This window comes from Pseudomonas japonica (assembly GCF_900188455.1).
Taxonomy (GTDB): domain Bacteria; phylum Pseudomonadota; class Gammaproteobacteria; order Pseudomonadales; family Pseudomonadaceae; genus Aquipseudomonas; species Aquipseudomonas japonica.
Window position 1 is genome coordinate 18920 of record NZ_FZOL01000012.1, and the last position, 17016, is coordinate 35935.

General features: G+C 55.5%; 14 protein-coding genes and 2 pseudogenes. 9 read left to right on the forward strand and 7 right to left on the reverse strand.

Annotated features, from left to right (window positions below):
- Positions 1-60 precede the first annotated feature (60 nt).
- On the forward strand, positions 61-1044 hold the full coding sequence (locus CHB99_RS15700; protein ID WP_042122387.1) for a DUF2971 domain-containing protein: 984 nt from the start codon (positions 61-63) through the stop codon (positions 1042-1044).
- Between the two features lie 153 nt (positions 1045-1197).
- Here CHB99_RS15700 and CHB99_RS29800 read toward each other — a convergent pair whose 3' ends face one another.
- The 3 genes from CHB99_RS29800 to CHB99_RS15715 form a co-directional block, all read right to left on the reverse strand.
- Positions 1198-2277: a hypothetical protein gene (locus CHB99_RS29800; RefSeq protein WP_170946387.1), complete on the reverse strand. Its 1080-nt coding sequence runs from the start codon at positions 2275-2277 to the stop codon at positions 1198-1200.
- A gap of 105 nt (positions 2278-2382) precedes the next feature.
- Entirely contained in the window at positions 2383-3909 is a 1527-nt protein-coding gene (locus tag CHB99_RS15710) for a phosphorylase family protein (protein WP_042122386.1), read from the reverse strand.
- Positions 3910-3960: 51 nt separating this feature from the next.
- Positions 3961-4779, reverse strand: coding sequence for a WYL domain-containing protein (locus tag CHB99_RS15715; RefSeq protein ID WP_084702585.1), 819 nt, complete (start codon positions 4777-4779; stop codon positions 3961-3963).
- 341 nt (positions 4780-5120) lie between these two features.
- Between CHB99_RS15715 and CHB99_RS15720 the strand changes: the two genes are divergently transcribed.
- The 4 genes from CHB99_RS15720 (at position 5121) to CHB99_RS15735 (ending at position 8148) form a co-directional block, all read left to right on the forward strand.
- Positions 5121-6065, forward strand: a complete 945-nt coding sequence (locus CHB99_RS15720; protein ID WP_042122384.1) for a CBASS oligonucleotide cyclase — start codon at positions 5121-5123, stop codon at positions 6063-6065.
- On the forward strand, positions 6062-6553 hold the full coding sequence (locus CHB99_RS15725) for an HORMA-1 domain-containing protein (protein WP_042122383.1): 492 nt from the start codon (positions 6062-6064) through the stop codon (positions 6551-6553). The genes CHB99_RS15720 and CHB99_RS15725 overlap by 4 nt, the downstream gene beginning before the upstream one ends.
- Complete coding sequence (locus CHB99_RS15730) at positions 6550-7446, forward strand: AAA family ATPase (RefSeq protein WP_042122382.1); 897 nt, start codon at positions 6550-6552, stop codon at positions 7444-7446. Before CHB99_RS15725 ends, CHB99_RS15730 begins: the two co-directional genes overlap by 4 nt.
- 141 nt (positions 7447-7587) lie before the next feature.
- Complete coding sequence (locus tag CHB99_RS15735; RefSeq protein ID WP_042122381.1) at positions 7588-8148, forward strand: 3'-5' exonuclease; 561 nt, start codon at positions 7588-7590, stop codon at positions 8146-8148.
- A gap of 18 nt (positions 8149-8166) precedes the next feature.
- On the opposite strand, the pseudogene arfB reads toward CHB99_RS15735, so the two are convergent.
- Positions 8167-8575 (reverse strand): annotated as a pseudogene (gene arfB, locus CHB99_RS15740) (alternative ribosome rescue aminoacyl-tRNA hydrolase ArfB).
- A gap of 693 nt (positions 8576-9268) precedes the next feature.
- Between arfB and CHB99_RS15745 the strand changes: the two are divergent.
- Together CHB99_RS15745 and CHB99_RS15750 are read left to right on the forward strand one after the other, a co-directional pair.
- Complete coding sequence (locus CHB99_RS15745) at positions 9269-11830, forward strand: AAA family ATPase (protein WP_245655582.1); 2562 nt, start codon at positions 9269-9271, stop codon at positions 11828-11830.
- Between the two features lie 274 nt (positions 11831-12104).
- The gene (locus tag CHB99_RS15750; RefSeq protein ID WP_245655581.1) at positions 12105-12965 is read left to right on the forward strand and encodes a hypothetical protein; all 861 of its coding nucleotides are present in this window, start codon (positions 12105-12107) and stop codon (positions 12963-12965) included.
- A 172-nt stretch (positions 12966-13137) separates the two neighbouring features.
- On the opposite strand, the gene CHB99_RS15755 is transcribed toward CHB99_RS15750, so the two are convergent.
- Positions 13138-13470, reverse strand: a complete 333-nt coding sequence (locus tag CHB99_RS15755; RefSeq protein ID WP_042122379.1) for a hypothetical protein — start codon at positions 13468-13470, stop codon at positions 13138-13140.
- 308 nt (positions 13471-13778) lie between these two features.
- Between CHB99_RS15755 and CHB99_RS15760 the strand changes: the two genes are divergently transcribed.
- Together CHB99_RS15760 and CHB99_RS15765 are read left to right on the forward strand one after the other, a co-directional pair.
- Positions 13779-14987: a hypothetical protein gene (locus CHB99_RS15760; RefSeq protein WP_042122378.1), complete on the forward strand. Its 1209-nt coding sequence runs from the start codon at positions 13779-13781 to the stop codon at positions 14985-14987.
- A gap of 554 nt (positions 14988-15541) precedes the next feature.
- A complete protein-coding gene (locus tag CHB99_RS15765) occupies positions 15542-16225 on the forward strand; it encodes a metallophosphoesterase family protein (protein WP_042122377.1) in 684 nt (227 codons plus the stop codon).
- 196 nt (positions 16226-16421) lie between these two features.
- Here the strand turns inward: CHB99_RS15765 and CHB99_RS30610 are convergent.
- Both CHB99_RS30610 and CHB99_RS29570 read right to left on the reverse strand, forming a co-directional pair.
- Positions 16422-16607 (reverse strand): annotated as a pseudogene (locus CHB99_RS30610) (IS21 family transposase); the annotation flags it as partial.
- Positions 16608-16629: 22 nt separating this feature from the next.
- Positions 16630-16941, reverse strand: a complete 312-nt coding sequence (locus CHB99_RS29570) for a hypothetical protein (protein WP_141137298.1) — start codon at positions 16939-16941, stop codon at positions 16630-16632.
- Positions 16942-17016 lie beyond the last annotated feature (75 nt).

The following is a 17016-nucleotide window of genomic DNA, read 5'->3' on the forward strand; positions in this document are numbered from 1 at the left end:
GTGGCTCTAGATGTGTTAATTTCTGCGGCTCAAGCGAGTCACATATAAAAAGGATTTCGTGTGGATAGGGATTGGGTAAGAGCCTTCATTGAGAATTTTGCGTCAGCCACTATTGGCGATATGGACATCCCTAAGCTAGTTAACGGGAAAACCCTACACACGCCCAATCGGCTTTTCAAAATCAGAAGGTGCGGCGAGTACGCACTCAAGAATTTGGCTGAGAAAACTCTCTATCTGAGCGTAGCCAATGAGTTCAACGACCCATACGACACTGCCTTCTGGATTGACTACCGTAAGCTCGCTGCTTGGGAAAAACTCGATGAGCTTGGTTTCAGCGATGGGCAGGTCGCCACTGCTCTTGTGTCCGATGATCCCATTGCAGCGGTAGTAGCACTGGCATCGGCTCAAGAGCCATGCCCCCTGAACGTTGACCAATGGCTTCACGAAGTTGGGGTCTTGGCGCCGAATCACCAAGCTGGGCAGCTTCCCAACCTCATTGATCAGCTCAAAAGCAGCTACAAAATCTGCAGCCTGAGTGAGCGCATAGATTCGGTACTGATGTGGAGCCACTACGGCTGCGACCATACTGGATTCGCCATGGAGTACGACTTCACACGGCTTCACCGGAACGAGCTTCCCACCCTCACGCTATGGCCGGTTGCCTACACAGATAAGCTGTTCGACATCACCCACATCCTCAGAGCCCACCGCTTGGGCAAGGACTACAACGAGCTTTTTGGCATTGCTGCATCGTTGTGCAAGGCTGTAGATTGGCAATACGAACGTGAATGGCGCTGGGTAATTCCAGATGGCGATAGAGAGGTCAAAGGCTTCAACCGTCGAGCGCCTCTCAAGGCTGTTCATCTCGGGGCTAAAATCTCGGATGCTCATGCGCTTGAGATCTTGAACATCTGCAGCGAAATCGACATCCCGGTCTACAAGGTTAAGCTCGCGCCCAATGAGTTCCGGATGATTTCAGTGCCTACTAGCCTCGATGATTGGTGTTCCATGAATGGACGGCAGCAGGGTAACATGCCTCGGTAGTGGATGATGCAGAAGTAACCATTTTGGAGCGATCTGACAGAAGAAGGCACTGACACGGCCTAAGTGCTGAGGTGGTTACTGGTTCGAGGTGGCAGGCATGGCGAGAACTTCACGAGCCGCAGCAGTACGCGACTCGTGAAAGCCGATCGGAATCTACGATTCGAGCCCCAGCGCTTGTCTCATTCGTATGATCGCCATATCCGCCTCGCCGTTGGGCAGCGTCTCTGCTCGGTAGGGTACGTCAACACGTGAGCCTGGAGGTACTTCAGTCAAGGTGACCTCGATCCCAGCCGTCCTAAGTGCATCCACAATGACCTCTACGATTGGATTAAGGCTGGTAAGGCCATTCCAAGAGGTTCTTGTTTCCCATGCTTCCCGCAGTGCACCTAACAATGCATCGAAGTGCTGGGTCAGATCGCTGGGGACTTGGCAGCGTTCCTCAAGGTCGACAGGTTCGTCAATGCCATCCAGATGACCCATGAGGTAGGCCACCATTTTCAGTGGCATTGCGGTTTCGCGCCCTGTCTCTACCAACAGCCTGGCAACGTCGCCATGCATCCTGAACTCTTTGATCGTGGTGCGCGCCCTGTCTACAGCGCCTTCGAGAGATGTTTCTAGGCCTTGGACATAGCTATCAGTCACGAGCGTTCCCCGACTGATCAAAGCGCTAAGTCGGCAGGCTGCATATTCTTCCCAGATCGTGTGAGCTGTGTCCTGCAGGGTGCTCGTAGCCCAGTCCCCCTGATGAGGTTCCAGCATCACTCCCGGGGAATGATTCTCGAACCAGCCTGCTGTCTGAACGTGGCCTAGCTCATGCGCGAGAATGTTGGCCGCAGCCCAAAACTCATCACTCTCCAGGTCTCGTAAAGCCACATCGAGAAGGATGCTTCCTTTCAGCACAACGTGCATCTTGATGGCGCCATCCCGGCGAACCCTAAGGCATTTACCGACTCCCACGAGACCACCTTCGTTGGTGTATTGCTTAGCTATTGTTGACTCATAGCCCAAGTTCAACGAATCCAGCGCTGCATCGTAATCGAAGCCAATCGTGACACCGTCCAAATTCGACAGATCCATGACTCGACCACAGGTAACGACGACGTCACTGACGGCAGAGATGAATTTGTCTTTCCATTCAGCACCCTCAGGAATATCCCTAAAACTAATCTTGCACGACGCAGGAATGGAGCAGGGTGGTAATGGCTGTTCTGCAGCGTGAGTGTCTTCAGTCACGTTGATGCCTCCGTGTTCACTCCGACGATTCCGCCGGAGCAGGTAGCCTTGTATGGAAAAAGCGCCCACGACTGCAGGGCGCTTACTTCAACGAGAGACGATAATTCAGAGAGTCAGTTTGCGAGTCCATCCGTGCGTGGCGTAATCAAGGGTCACAATGGCAGCCGCTTCGGACGCCACTTTGTGGAAGGTGTTGTCCTTGCTTTTGTCACCGTAATCGCTGATGCCGCGTACCACCAAGACGGGCACGCTCTGCTTTTCGCAGGCTTCGAAAACGCCATATGCTTCCATCTCGGCGACCACTGCTTTGTCGTGAAGCCCTTGGAAACTCTCGAAAAGCTTCGGGTCTCGAATCAGTAGTTCGCCAGAAGCAATGGTTGCTGGGGATACCTTCAGATGGGCCGCGACGTCGCCGGCTTTGGACTCAGTCGGCATCGCGAAACCAAGCTCGCTCGCAAGTTGTTGCAGGCGATCAGGTAGGGATGCGGTTGCGAAGTAAGCGTTTAGATCTTGCTGGGTAGAAAGCCCAGGTCGAGGCATCTCCGGTCGCGCAGCAAGCTTGCCACCGGCGAGCGCTGCCGCCCCTTCGTAGTACACGACGCGCTCGGACAAAATGACTTCACCGAGGCTCAGCTTTTTACGCCGGCCCGCTGCAATCCCCATCATCAGAACCTTTTTAGGCTTCAGCTCCGAAAGGAGAAGCGTTGTGATGGCGGTTGCATTGACGTTGCCAGCATTGCCCAGAGAAGCGATGACGCAAGAAAGTGGGCCGTCAGCTCGCTGAATAGTCACTGGCCAATAGTGGACACCGTGGGCGGTGAATCGCGCTGGAACATCTTCGCCGACACCGAACACTTTTTTTGCAGCTGCCAATTCAATGGCAATGGCTGTGATCACCAGAAGGTCAGGAGACCGTGCCGCTTCTCGGGCCTCAATTTCAGCCTGGAAGAGGCCTACGGAGAGCTCAGCGATTTTGTCCAGATCGTAGATGGGTTCCTGCAAAGACATGCTATCCAGACGTCCCTTCACTTGCTCGCCGGTGAGGGGGAACATTGTCAGGGGCTCTTTGAAGAAGTTTGCGTGCAGGCCGAGCGCTCCTTGGCCGTCCTCGCTGAATCCACCCAGCTGGAGGTCGAATGGCAGCACGGGAAACTTATGTCTGCGCATTTTGCGGGCGCGGTCTGAGACGCCCTTGCCGCCACCCAAGGCGATCATCGCTGTGGCGACTTCAACTTGTTCGTCTCCAATGTTCCCGCCGGTGATCACGTCGTCCTCGAGGTAGATGATCTCCGCGAAGTCTTCAGCCGAGAGCCGGCGGATCAGCATCCGCTGTTCTGGAGTCATTTTTTCCTGCATGGACGACTTAGAGGTCACGATTTTCAGCTGACGGGCAGGGGTGCAACCAGCCAACAACTTTTCCACCTCGTACACCACCGTCCAATCGAAGGTCAGCGGATCGCCTCCCTCATTGCTAGGAAGCCCTGCGAGGTAAACCACCAAGCCACCCTGTGCGGCCAGGACACTTTTGGTGACCGCGCGAGTGAAGTCGTGCGCGAGATCGATCGAGGCCTTCTCTGTCTGCTTGGAGATGCTGCCCGCAATCAGAATGAATTCATTTTCAAGCGTTGCCATCGTGACAATTCCGGTAGCTGAGGTGTTGAGTGTTGGCTGATTTTTGGGGTGTTAATACTGGATGAGGTCTTTGATCTCATCCCTATTCTTCAGCGCCAGCTGGATGACCTCGGGCCTCTGATCGGCTTGGTCTTCATTCAGGTTGAGCTGGAACAGAAGGTACAAGAGAAGGGCTCGGCGACACTCGACGTGCATCTCACCGTTCTCCATCAGAAAGTCGGCCTCGATCAATTTTCGCTGGGCGGGGGTGAGGCCAGGGTGGGGGGTGAGAATCACATCCACCATTCTGTTCCAGGCGTAGTCTTCATCGACCCGATCACGATCTTGCCCACCAGATTTGCAGTGTTTGATACGGGTCAGAGAAAAGTCCCGGAAGGCTTTGCGTTTGTGGCAGTACGCGCGAACGTGCCAGCGGTTCCCATCGTGTACCAAGGCATGGGGTGACAGTAGCCGCTCCCCACCTTCGGGGTCGTTCATAGACTGGTAGAAGACCTCAACAAATTCTGTCTCGCGAATCGCACGGAGGATTGCCCCAACGATGTCTGCGTTCAGGCGACGGCCTAGCTTGGGCACGGCTGCGACAGGGGATTGCCAGCCCAGGAAGCTGCCGTAGGGGATCTCTGGCTGAACGGCGACGCGCAGCAGATCATCTAGGTACCGCTCCACTGAGGTGGACGAGAAAACCGCTTTGAATGTGTCAGTCGCCCTGTAAACCCTGGCCCGGGTGTCGTACTCCAGGTTGCTCTCAGCGAGCTTCGAATACTCAGTGATGTCCAGCGAAGCTTGTGGCACCGAGATGCCAAAGAAGTCCGTGAGGCTGCTTCGGTTGATCTGGCCATCCCATCGCAGTCGATAGTCGATGAATTCCAACCGACGTTCCTGGCCCCAACGTGCTCCTTGCCGTCCCTTGCTGGTGGGTTGGTCGTCCGTGGGTTTGGCCTCGTTTGTCATGATCGAACCTCAATAGCGTATAAAAACTAGACTGCAAATAAAAACTATGCGTATAGTAATAATACGCTAGAGGGCTGCGGTTCGCAATTTTCCTTGCCGAATTCTTCGGATGGTGCTGGGAGGGTTGAATTGCAGTGAGCCGTAAGGGCGATTCGGGCCTTGTGCTCGAGTGGCCGCGCCATCTCATCCGTCGGCATGTGGTGTAGCTGCTGGTAGGGAGGCTTTGCGACTAACACAACATTTCTAGGAGGGGATGGCACATGCCACTCACCAACACTCAGATCAAGTATTACGACAGTAACGTGCTGCGCCTGCCGAAGGAAAAGCGGGAGACCTACAACGCCCAAGTCGACCGGTTGATCGCAGCGCTAAAGGATAGCCTGAAGAAGCAGGACAAAATCACCATCAAGAAGGTGGTGAAGGCCGGCTCATTTGCCAAGCACACCATCCTGCGGCCCAACGCTCAGAACCCCGCCGACGTGGACGTGGTTTTCTACATCAGTGGCCAGAAGGTGGATGAAGAGACCTTCGCGACCCTCAGCCAAAAGATCTACGATGCGCTGGTCAACCTGTACCCCAACAAGTCTGTTGAAGACTTCGAAATCCAGCGCAAGGCAGCGAAGGTCACCTTTGTGGGTACCGGGCTGGAGGTTGATATCGTTCCGGTCATCGAGAACCCGAACAAGGACGGCTACGGCTGGCAGTTCGACCGTATCGATGGCTCGAAAACTGAAACCTGCGCGCCGTGCCAGGTGAAGTTCGTAAAGGATCGGAAGGATGAAGATCCAGACTTCCGCATCTTGGTGCGCCTAGCCAAGCGCTGGCGTACCTGGAAGGAAGTACCACTCAAGTCCTTCCACGTCGAGCTGATCATGGCCCACGTGCTTGAAGTGAACGGCAAGGCTGGCTCGCTGGAGAAGCGCTTCCGGGACTTCCTGCTGTACATCGTGCAGTCCGGGCTCAAGGAGGTCATCAAGTTTCCTGAGAACGGCTGGGTGCCGCAATTCAGGGATACGGTAGTGATCATCGATCCGGTATGCGACACGAACAACGTCGCGAGTCGTATCACCGAGGACGAGCGCAAGGAAATCGTTCAGCTCGCCGAGGAGTCGTGGGAAACCGCGAACTTCGCTTCGATGGAGGATGACTTCGAGGTGTGGAAAGAACTGTTCGGCAAGGGCTTTAAGGTGGAGGACGCAGCATGAGTTCTACCTCCACCCAAACCAGCACCTTCACCACGACTGATATTGAAGCGGTCATGCGGCGTATCACTGCTGACCTCGTAATGATCGCGTCCAGCAGCGGTGCGATCACTGAAGCCGAGGCTCGTGAATGGGGGCATGACATTGAGGTTCTGGCCAAGTACGGCTACCTCGAGTATGTCGATATCACCTTGTCGAGCTACGGAGTCGAGTACAAGGCTGCTCGATTCTACGTCAATGAATCTGGCTCGCTTGCGAACCAGCGGCCAGGAAATGCCCTCTGGCCAAGACTCTCGAACCCAGAACTGCGGATCGTTCTCGCCACCACTGACGCCTACGATGCGAGAGCTCAGGAAAAGATGGCCGGCAAAATGAAAGGCAGTTGGTCGACCAGTTACGCAGATATTTCTCACTCTCAGCTGACCCAGAGTGGTGGGCGTGAATACTCCAGCAATGGCTATGGCATGGAACGTAAGGACTATACCCGATGAGCACTACCACCGTTTTTGACTCGGCCATTGAGCTGCCGGACATCCAGCTGACTGATCGCGAGAAAGTCTTGCTCGGGTTTGCTGGCCGCTATGAACGTGTGCAGAACCAACTCCAGCTGTTGCTGAACCAGGGCCAGTTGTCCGAGTGGAGCAAGCAGTACCATAAAAGTGTGCTGCCGATCTGCAACCTCGTGGCCGATCAGTATCCCCTGGTGATCTTCCATGGCGACGTCGGTACCGGGAAAACTGCAACAGCGGAGTGCATTGCTAACCGTATCGTCCGAGACTCTCGCGCTGAGGACTCGGTACTGTTCAAGTTGAGCAACCGCGTTCGTGGTTCCGGTAAGGTCGGCGAGATGGGCACTTTGTTGACGCAGGCCTTTGCAGAGGTTGCTGAGGCTGCGGGTAAGAAGCGCCGGGCAATTCTGATCATCGACGAAGGTGACTCGATTGCGGCTTCCCGATCGCAAAGCCAGAGTCACCACGAAGACAAGGTGGCAGTAAACACCTTGATTCAGGGCGTCGATGAGCTGCGTAAGTACGGCGGCCGCATCGTGGTGATCTTGTGCACCAACCGACTTTCCGTTCTGGATGCGGCCCTTCGCCGTCGTGCTGCCATCGTTGAAGAGTTCACTCGTCCGGATGCAGCAGAGCGGAAAGAGTTGTTCAGCATGGATCTTGCGGGTATGGGCCTTTCGGATAAACAACTGACCGAATTGGCAACTGTCACCGGTGAGCGTAACGGTCAGCCAGCGTGGACTTACTCTGATATCCGGACTCGCCTGTATCCAACGGCAATGGCGAAAGCCTTCCCAAATCGTCCGCTGGAGTTTAAGGATCTGACCGAGTCGATTCTGGAGATGAAGCCATCCCCGGTCATGGAAGACAAGTAAGCGGCTGATGGTTTGATTGGGACGGAGGAGGGGGCTTCGCTCACACTCTTTACCGACTAGTTCAGTGATCTTTCCAGGGGCTTGGTGTCTGGTAGTGGTACGCGCGGTAGTCATCCAGACATCAGCTCAAACGGAGTAGTTATGAAAGCCGAAAAAGAAATATTCGTCTCGGTCGACATCGAGGCATCGGGCCCTATCCCGGGTAAGTACAGCATGCTGTCGATCGGCGCGTGTCTGGCGTCGAATCCGGCCTTGCAGTTTTCATGCTTGCTGAAGCCCATTTCCGAGGCGTTCGTTCCGGCTGCACTGGAGGTCACAGGGTTGTCGCTGGAGAAGCTTCGCAAAGAGGGCTTGGAGCCTCGTGATGCAATGGCACAGTTCAAAGCGTGGGTTGAGTCACTCGCCGGCGCTGGCCAGGCGGTCGTGTTCGTAGGGTTCAACGCTTCCTTCGACTGGAGCTTCGTGAACTACTACTTCCATCTGTACCTGGGTGAGAACCCCTTTGGCATCGCAGCACTCGACATCAAGTCAATGTTCTTCGGTACCGCTCAGTGCACCTGGAAGTCGACTCGGTCGAGTGAGATTGAAAAGGTTGTGAATCCTGAAAACTCTGGCAATCATGATGCGTTGGACGATGCTGTGTACCAGGCAGAGCTGTTCAATTTGATTCGAGAGAAGTTGGTAGCTAGTAAGCGTTCATAGACTTTTCTGGAGGGGGGGCTAGAACTCCACCTTGCCCCGACCTGCCTTGACAGTGCTGCGCCTGGCTTTTCCTTCGAGGCGGCGGGTCTTCGAGCCGAAGTTCGGCTTGGTGGGACAGCATTTCTTCTCGGTCTTGCCGGCAGTGATGATCAACTCGGTAAGACGCGCCAGTGCGTCAGCGCGGTTCTGCTCCTGGGTGCGGTACTGTTGGGCCTTTATGATCAACACGCCGTCGCCGGTGATGCGACTGTCACGCAGCGCCAGCAGCCGCTCCTTGTAAAACTCGGGCAGTGACGAGAATGTCGAAGCGCAGGTGCACGGCGCTGGACACCTTGTTGACATTCTGCCCACCTGCGCCTTGCGCTCGGATGTATGTCAGGTCGATGTCGGCATCTGGAAGATGCACGTTATTAGAGATGGTCAGCATGGCATGGCCCTTGTGATTGCCCTCCATTATCACAGCCTTCGCCGCTTGCCCACATAACAAAACGCGTTGACCTCAACCACACTGATCGAGACGCCCCACTCCGCCATTGCCAATTCTGTGGCCTAGAGCTTGATCGGTAGGCTCGTCAGGCACCCTTTGTCGTGACGCGCAGCGATGCGTGGATCGCGCTTTCCGCGCAGCGGGCTCGTTGTTGCTCTTCGACTGGGCGTTCAGCTTGGCAAAGTACCTTTTGCAGCCTATCGCGCCTTTTGGTTGTGGGACTCTCCAAGGAGGTCTGCTGGCTGATAACGCCATTCCAGTGTTGCGGTGCTAGCGGGTCATATTCGAACCCATGATGAACTCGACCCCACCATACCTGGGCAGGAGGGCCCAGATGCTCGCGTCATGGTTTGATCATGGCTGAGGGTGCGCATGCGAGGGGCTGGCCCTCGACACAGTGCTCATTCCACGATGCCTGGCCCGCGAGCGATCCAATCCTGGCGAGTAGCTATCATGAGGTGTGTACTGAGAACTTGGCAGCTTTTGGACTCGTATATGACGTATCCCAGCAGACCAAGAAAGGTTAAGCATGAGCCTGGGGAGGCACGGATGGCATCTGCGATACACGACTATCAGCATTTCGTACGCTGGCTTCACGAACCAGCGACTGGGGCATCGGATGATGCGCGGCGTATGGGCAATCTGGTACTGCAGCATTTCGACTCAATCAGTTCTACATCCCGTAATCGCAGCCAGCGGGCCATCCGCATTGTTGAGCTCGCTCGGGGCCAATTCGCCGAAACCAACAACGGGTTGCCCTGGTTGAACGCTATCGCGGCGGGGGGCGGTTGGCGTTGGCGAAGCCTTTCCGAACTCACGATCGGCCCGTTTCGAGGATTTCGAAATCCTGAGACGTTTGATCTCACCAAGCGCCTGATTTTGTTCTATGGCCCTAACGGCAGCGGAAAAACCAGCCTGTGTGAAGCGCTGGAGTACGCATTGCTGGGTGCTGTGGATGAAGGGGCCCAGAAGCGTATCGATGCCGGGCAATACCTGCGCAATATCCATGAGAATCGCTATGTTGCTCCCCAGCTTCGGGGTATCAACTTGGCCGGCCAGCCCATGACGATCGATGCTGATGCAGACGCTTATAGGTTCTGCTTCATCGAAAAAAATCGGATCGACTCGTTTTCAAGGATTGCGGCTAAGCCTGCTGGCCAGAAGACCGAGCTCATCGCGGCGCTGTTTGGTATGGATCATTACAACGAGTTTGTGGCGCAGTTCAATGAGTCGCTGACGGATCAACTCAATTTGGCGCCGCTGAGAGCCCAGGAGCTGGAGCTCCGGCAAAACTCCATTGCCAATGACATGGGAGTGGTGGCGGGTGAGGCGATGGCAGGAGCTGAATTCCAGCGAGTCGAAGAAGCTTACGCTCATCAGTATGCGGGTGACATGTCCTACAGGCAGCTTCAGGAAGCCGTGGGTCTTTTCGGTGTGCCTGGACGGCTTCAAGAGCTGGAGCTAACGCTCAATCAGACACCTCCCATGCTGTACGGGGTCAGCCAGCAGAACCTGTTGGCTGCCTACCAGAGAGCTGATGAAGCTCACAATGAAGTTGAATCGCTGTCGCAACGGCTTGCACAGCAACATAGCGATGTTGATTACCAAGCGCTGTTCACTGCTGTTCAGCGTTTGCAGGCCGTCTCCCCCGATCGCTGCCCGGCCTGCGATACACCATTACAAGGGGTACCACATGCGCAGGTAAACCCTTACCAAAAAGCCACGCAGGGCCTCGAGCAGTTGCGTGAGCTGACGGCGCTGCAGCAAAGCTACCAGGCTGCGATAGGGCGCCGAAGGGCCGCATCCGATGCGCTGAGTGCTTACCTGACCCACTTTGCTCAACGCGCGACCCCAAGGACTGAAAGTGAGAACACGATAGCTCGTTACTTGGCATCTCCCGGCGTAGTCGCAGACACCGCCTGGTGGCGACTAGGCTATATCCAAATCGAGGGTGCTCCATCACTTGCACAGCAAGCTGTGGATTGGGCAGCGCTCTTGGAGCAAGAGGATGCTGCGACTCAACAGAATCTTGCACGCAGGCAGTCCCTAGTCGCTGAGCGAGATCGGCTGAACGGCGTCCGAATAGCATTGGCCGAGCATGCCGCCAGGAGGCAGCAAGCCCAGACGCTTGTCGCCACTGCAAGGCAACGAATTGTTGAGTTCGAGGCGCAGAACGCTGAGCTGATCGCAGCAGCTGCAGCTGAGCGCGAATTGATTATCGCTGAGTCGAAAATCCAGGTGGCTTATGCCGAGTTCTTGGCTCTGCTGCGAAGACACCGTTCTGAGCTGCCTGGCACCCTAATGGCAGGTTTGAATGCGCAGGCGTTGGAGCTTTATAACGAGTTCAACGTGCGCGATGCGGACGAGGACAAACTCGCCGAGTTGCATCTGCCGTTAACTGGCGAAGGACGGATAGAGCTGTGTTTTCGTGGAGCTCCAGAGCGCCTAGTCGACGCTCTTCAAGTGCTCAGTGAGGGGCATGTCAGATGCCTGGGACTGGCGATACTGCTGGCCAAGGCATCGAGCATTCAGGCGCCGGCAGTGATCTTTGACGATGCAATCAATGCGATCGACCACGAGCACCGACAAGGGATTCGGGAAGCTCTTTTCGAGAGCGAGCGGTTCGCAAATACCCAGATCATTGTCACCTGCCACAGTAACGAGTTCATCAAGGATATCCAGAACCATGTTGAGCAGAGCCAATGGTTGGCCTACGCCTTCATACACCATCAGGGGAATTATCACCCCCGAGTGATCCGCAACGTTCCACCTCAGGCATACCTTGTATTGGCCAGATCTGCAGTTGATCGTGGTGATCACCGGGCGGCATTGCAGTTCTCCCGGCAGGCACTGGAAATGCTCACTTCGAAGATCTGGAAATGGTTGGGGAAATGCAGTCAGGGAGTACTCACCGTCCAGTTAGCCAGGGACGGAGATCAGCCCAGCCTGAGCAACCTGTGCACATCTATCTGCTCAAAGCTGCGAGGGGCCAATAGCTTCGAGCATCCCGATAAACAGCCGCTGATAGATGCGCTGGTTCAGATTCTGGGCATTGGTGAACAGACACTGGTCTGGGGGTACCTGAACAAAGGCACCCATGAGGAGGCCGACCGAGAAGATTTTGACGCGGGCGTGGTCGTGCAGGTGGTTGCGCTGCTGGAGGGCATTAACACCCTTCGTCTGCGTGGGCCATGATCTCGTGGGATCGTGATAGTCCCTGCCTTCTGGCGTCGCCGCAGCGGGCAGGGGGGCTCAAGACCTGACGTACAGGCCAGTATCGAGATGAGCCACTCAGCGGCAACAGATCTTCTGGGCTTTCTCAGACCCACAGGTGCAATCACTTTCGGTCTCAGTCGCCATACTAAACAAGATCGGGGCATTCGTGGGTTGCTGGTGTGTACCTGGGGGGCTGTTGGCATAGGGCAGGAGATCAAGCGATGATGGCACTCCCAATGTGTGGAGGTGCAAGGTGCCGATCAGCAACAAGGATGTCATCGAAGCGTTCATCGAAGACTTTCAGTCGATGCACGAATCAAATCACCAGCCCAACGTGAAATGCGATTTTGACGGTGACCCGGCAGTCCTTGCCGAGGTGGCGAATGTTGGAGGTATCCCGACACTGAGGTTCTCCTACCGCTTCGCTGACGATGCTGTGAGCAATCACGCCGACCTGTTTTATTGCCTGATTATCGCTGGCCATGAGCTTGCTCATTGGGCCAATGCTCATACCAAGCACCTGGACAAGGATGACTTGGACAGCAAGGCAATCGAGATGTGGGCTGACTTCTTCGGCTCCCGGCTGGTACTCACCGCCGTTGCAAGGTGTCAGAAGGTTCAAACGATAATTCGGAACATGCGCACTCCTGCTTTCGATGCTGAGCGTGAGAATGCCCTGCTGCCGGCATACGGGGAAGCCCTGCGCCGTGTGTATGACCGCTTGTTCGCGCCTGCTAGCGCATCGCCCAAGTACCCATCGGCGATCGAGCGTGTGCAGATATGCGGTGCCGGCGTAACGTCGTTCTTCTACCGGCATTTGGGGAAAATGCACCAAGGGATGACAGTCTTGGCGCTGAGGCGGGTGATCCTCGAACCTTTCGCAGATATCGCCGACCTCTTCTCGGGGGACATTGACCTAGAGGAGAGCGGAGCTTTGGCGTTTCGCAACATCGAGATCCATCTTGGGCTCAAGAAGGGCAGGCCGTTGATCACTCCGGGCATACTCCCCCAGTTCAACCAACTGGTTGGTACCCATTACCTGGGTCACAGCGAGAACATGGCGCACCGTGAACAGCTGCGTGAGAAGGTTCGGGCTTGGGGAGTGGAGATCTAAGCTTTCGATGATTTGACCGGAAGCGGGCGTTCGCTTGCGCGCACATCACCTGGTGAGCGAGACTACTGGAGCACCTCGCTCATCTTCACCCCAAGCACCTGAAAGTCCCGAAGGCGGTGGCTCAATTGGGCTCTATCCTAATTGCGGTGGCCTCAGGCGGGCACGCCCAGGGTTACTTCAGCTTGCAGCGCAGCCACTTGAAGAAACGGGTCATGCTATCCAAACTGCGGTAGAAGCGGTCAGCCTCCATCAGGAAGCCCAATCGCTTTCGTAGCTGAGCCTCCTCGCTGATCACTGCCATGTGCATGCTCGTATCCACCAAGCCTACTACCACCATCCTCTGTCCAACCTTGATGAGTTGGCTGTGGCGATCGATGTCTGCTGCGTGGTGCTCGAAGTGTCGGCGGTTGAACTCGCGATGGTTCATCAGTAGCAGGGCGTACGCCCCGAATGAGTTCAATGGTGTGACGGTGACCATCGGCTTGCTGTGGTGCACGATGGCCACCAGGGAGCCCCGCCTCCCTCGTGGCCCATGCCGGCAGTAATGCGCTCGGCGGACGTTTAAAATGACACGTCAATTTATGCAAAACTCGACAGCGAGGAACGCGGGGGAATTGAGCATCTTGTGTTAGCTGGTTGCCGCTACCTGGCAGGCGATAGTGGGTGAGGGCAGGCAGCTTTCGTGCTGCCTGGTGGTGTTGCGGGCCAGGTTGATCAGGGTGGCAAAATGCTGGGGTTTCTCGGATCATCGGCTAGGGCCTCTTCTTAACCCCCATGTGGATGACCCTACGCCGACCTGACAAGGACACTGGAATGCAAACCCAGCAACCGACCGTCATCTATCTCGACAGCTGCGACTACTCCAACTTCAGCCATCCTTCGCTCGACGCAGCAAAAGCCGAACAACTTGCTGCGCTCAGGACACTCAAAAAGCGTGGCGGAGTACGGTTTGTGTACTCCGGCGCGCATATCTCCGAGATGTCGCCCCTGGATCAGCAATACGCCAACGCCGCTGTGGCACGTACCGAGCTGATGGTCGAGCTCTGTGGCCGTTCGACGATGATTGCCTACGACCGACTGATGCGGGCGGAGCTGACTCGCTTAGTAGAGCGTGACCCGCACCCAGTGAACGTCTTTGACAGCAACGGTGGCTGGTTCCCCGACATGGGCTCATTGATAAGTCCGCTGGATAATCTGGACTTGAGCAGACGGTTAAATGAAGACCCAGATTGGAAGCAGTTGAACCGCCAGCAGCGCAGGATGGCCGAGGCCACCATGATGAAAAAAGGTGGTTTCCGAAGCAGCTTCGAGCAGCGTGCTGGTGAGATGGATATCAGCGAGTTGCTGGCCAAGATCCCCATGCGACCTAAAGATGCTTTAGTGATGAAAAGGTATGTAATCGGCAAAGCGACGCGGCAGCAGGCTGAGAAGGCCTTTCTCGAAAGCCTGCGCGACCCGACTTTCATGTCACAGTGGTTCATCAATCACCACGATGAGATGGGCGCTATTATCGAATGGGTCAGGCGGCCTGCCCAGGAACTCCTCGACAGCTGCAGTAAAACACTCTCGGAGCTCGCCGAGAATCTGACTAATCTGTCCGAGGCTGAACGCGCAAACGCTATGAAGGGAGCCAGCGGTGAGCGCTGGACGAGGTTGAAAAAGCAGGGAGTGATCGATGTCGTGAACAGATTGATCGCTCGTCTATTTCCCGATGCGCCGGCATGTGAAGACGCTGCGCTGGTTGAGCAATACTGCCCTGGCATCTTCGTCTGCCTGAACGGATTCTACAATTCGCTCCAGAACTCGCTGGGGCTGAAAGGGCGCGCGCTGAAAGGCAGTGATTTCGTCGACATCATCCATGCACTTTACATTCCATACGTCTCGTTCTTCCGAGCAGATCGTTACATGTGCAGCGTGCTGCAGCCGTTGGCCAAGCGCTTCGGAACGCAGGTTGTGGAATCGCCTGCGACACTCCTCCAGGCTATTGATACAAGGGATGCATTAGAGCCCGGCACTTCGTAACTCGGCAGAGGTAGATAACGGCCTCCTAGCAGCGAACCGGAACCTGCTCTTTAGAAAAATTATCGCTGAGCCATAATTTCAAATAATTCCCCAGCCTGTAGATCAGCCCTCCGTTATTTGGCAGCTGACCCGACCTGAAAGGAGCACAAGCGATTTAGCGTGGTGGCGTGTTAGTCGGCGTCCCGCCGAATTCTCGAAGGGGCTGTTGGTATACATCTGCACACTTCCGTCTCAGCACTGCATCGGTTATTCGGGCACGAGCCCGCCTAAGGCTTTACGCTCGCCGCTACCAGCTCCGCTATGTCTTGCCGCACGGCATCAATGTTGTCGTCGAGGGTCGTCAGGACACCGTTCACATTCCCAGCCACAGTGCTGGCTCCTCAGCGGCTGTCCGTAGCTCTTTCATGATTAGCGTGTCCTGGTGAGGTTGGCAGCAGACGTTGTATCACGGTTTTCCATCTGCAACAGTGAGAGTCGGCCGGGGTAGTAGGCATCACCAACGGACTGGCTCATCCACACGTTAGCCTATCAAGGCGCTGTAGCAGGGTTAAGGAATGATTTGGTTTCTCGGCGATGTTCATGGGCGCTTTGATCATGTGATCCGACTGGTGAAGCTCCATCGTCCCGAGGCAGTGGTCTTCCTCGGTGACCTCGAATGCAGCTTGCCCTTGGACATTATCCTGCGACCGATCCTTGATATCACTGAGGTCTGGTTCATCCACGGTAACCACGATACTGACAGGCCGGCCTACTGGCATAACCTCCATGGAAACAGCCTTGCAGAACGCAGCTTGCATGGCCGGGTCGTGGAGATTGCCGGCCATCGCATTGCAGGGCTAGGTGGCACATTCGAAGCCCAAGTCTGGTTGCCCGGTAGCCCCGATACGGGAATCCAGAACTATCAGGGTTTCCTCGATCACCTAGCCTTCAGGCCGCAGCATGCAGATATCGTAGCGACGAAAATGCAGCACGCGCTATCAGCAATCTTCCCTGACGACTACTTCACGTTAGCCATGGAAAAGGCGGACATCCTGGTATGTCATGAGGCCCCCACTTGCCATCCTTATGGTTACTCAGAGATCGATGAGCTCGCCCAGGCAATGGGTGCGAAGATGGTCGTGCACGGCCACCATCATGACTGTCTGGATTACAGATCTGAATGGCCTCGGCTGGGATTTGAAGCTTACGGCGTGGCGTTCAGATCCATCATGACCGTCAACGGCGAGGTCATCAGCTGACTGGTGGTGAGTGAGCTTTAAGAGCTTGGCTTGCGGTCAAACAATGAGGAAATTTGTGTTAAAGACAGCAGGGCATGGAGTGACTGTGTAGTGCGGCGAGGAGAGGATGAACCTTTGGATGAGGCTTCATGACTGCGGAGTGATTTACACTGAGCACTCATACGATTGCTCATCAGGCCGGTGCCTGGGCCGCCGGTGGGTAGGCCTCCAGCCAGAAGGCACGGCTGGCACAGAGCTTCATGTGTGCGACCTATGCCGGAGAACACCGCTAATCCGCCAGCCCTTTCTCACTCCAATCGAACTGGAAGGCCTCGTCCAATGCAAATGCCAACGGCACAAAGGCCCGCACGGTTTTGTATTGTTCATCCCACCAGTGGCGAATGCGGCGTGGTTAGCGAACTACGTCAGTATGGGTCAGGTGTGAAGCTCAATATTCCCGTCATCATGTTTTCAGCTTGTAATTTACTTGAGCATTTTTGGCGGCGCTCTAAACTGTCGAGGACTTCAGGTGAATTTAGGTGAGTCGCCAAGGCCAGCTTATTAAGCAAGGTGCGGAAGTGCTCTAGTTGCTGGAATTCAATTGAATCGATTTCAATAAATCCATGGTCTGCGTGTCTGGATGTTAACGTCTGAAGCCGCGCATCTATCCAATGGTCAATATCATGGGCGGACACTATATGTAATGTGTGGCCTCTGTTCGAGATGTCTTTGAGCATGGGGCGTATCCGCTCGGAAATGTGATGGCTATTAAAGTCTGCCTGTGGAGTGTAAGTTGGGTCTAGTCCCGGTTC

Coding starts and splice junctions, on each gene's coding strand:
- CHB99_RS15710 (WP_042122386.1), bottom strand. CDS start 3,909: ATGGCAACGCTTGAAAATGAATTCATTCTGATTGCGGGCAGCATCTCC.
- CHB99_RS15720 (WP_042122384.1), top strand. CDS start 5,121: ATGCCACTCACCAACACTCAGATCAAGTATTACGACAGTAACGTGCTG.
- CHB99_RS15725 (WP_042122383.1), top strand. CDS start 6,062: ATGAGTTCTACCTCCACCCAAACCAGCACCTTCACCACGACTGATATT.
- CHB99_RS15730 (WP_042122382.1), top strand. CDS start 6,550: ATGAGCACTACCACCGTTTTTGACTCGGCCATTGAGCTGCCGGACATC.
- CHB99_RS15735 (WP_042122381.1), top strand. CDS start 7,588: ATGAAAGCCGAAAAAGAAATATTCGTCTCGGTCGACATCGAGGCATCG.
- CHB99_RS15745 (WP_245655582.1), top strand. CDS start 9,269: ATGGGCAATCTGGTACTGCAGCATTTCGACTCAATCAGTTCTACATCC.
- CHB99_RS15760 (WP_042122378.1), top strand. CDS start 13,779: ATGCAAACCCAGCAACCGACCGTCATCTATCTCGACAGCTGCGACTAC.
- CHB99_RS15765 (WP_042122377.1), top strand. CDS start 15,542: ATGATTTGGTTTCTCGGCGATGTTCATGGGCGCTTTGATCATGTGATC.
- CHB99_RS29570 (WP_141137298.1), bottom strand. CDS start 16,941: ATGCTCAAAGACATCTCGAACAGAGGCCACACATTACATATAGTGTCC.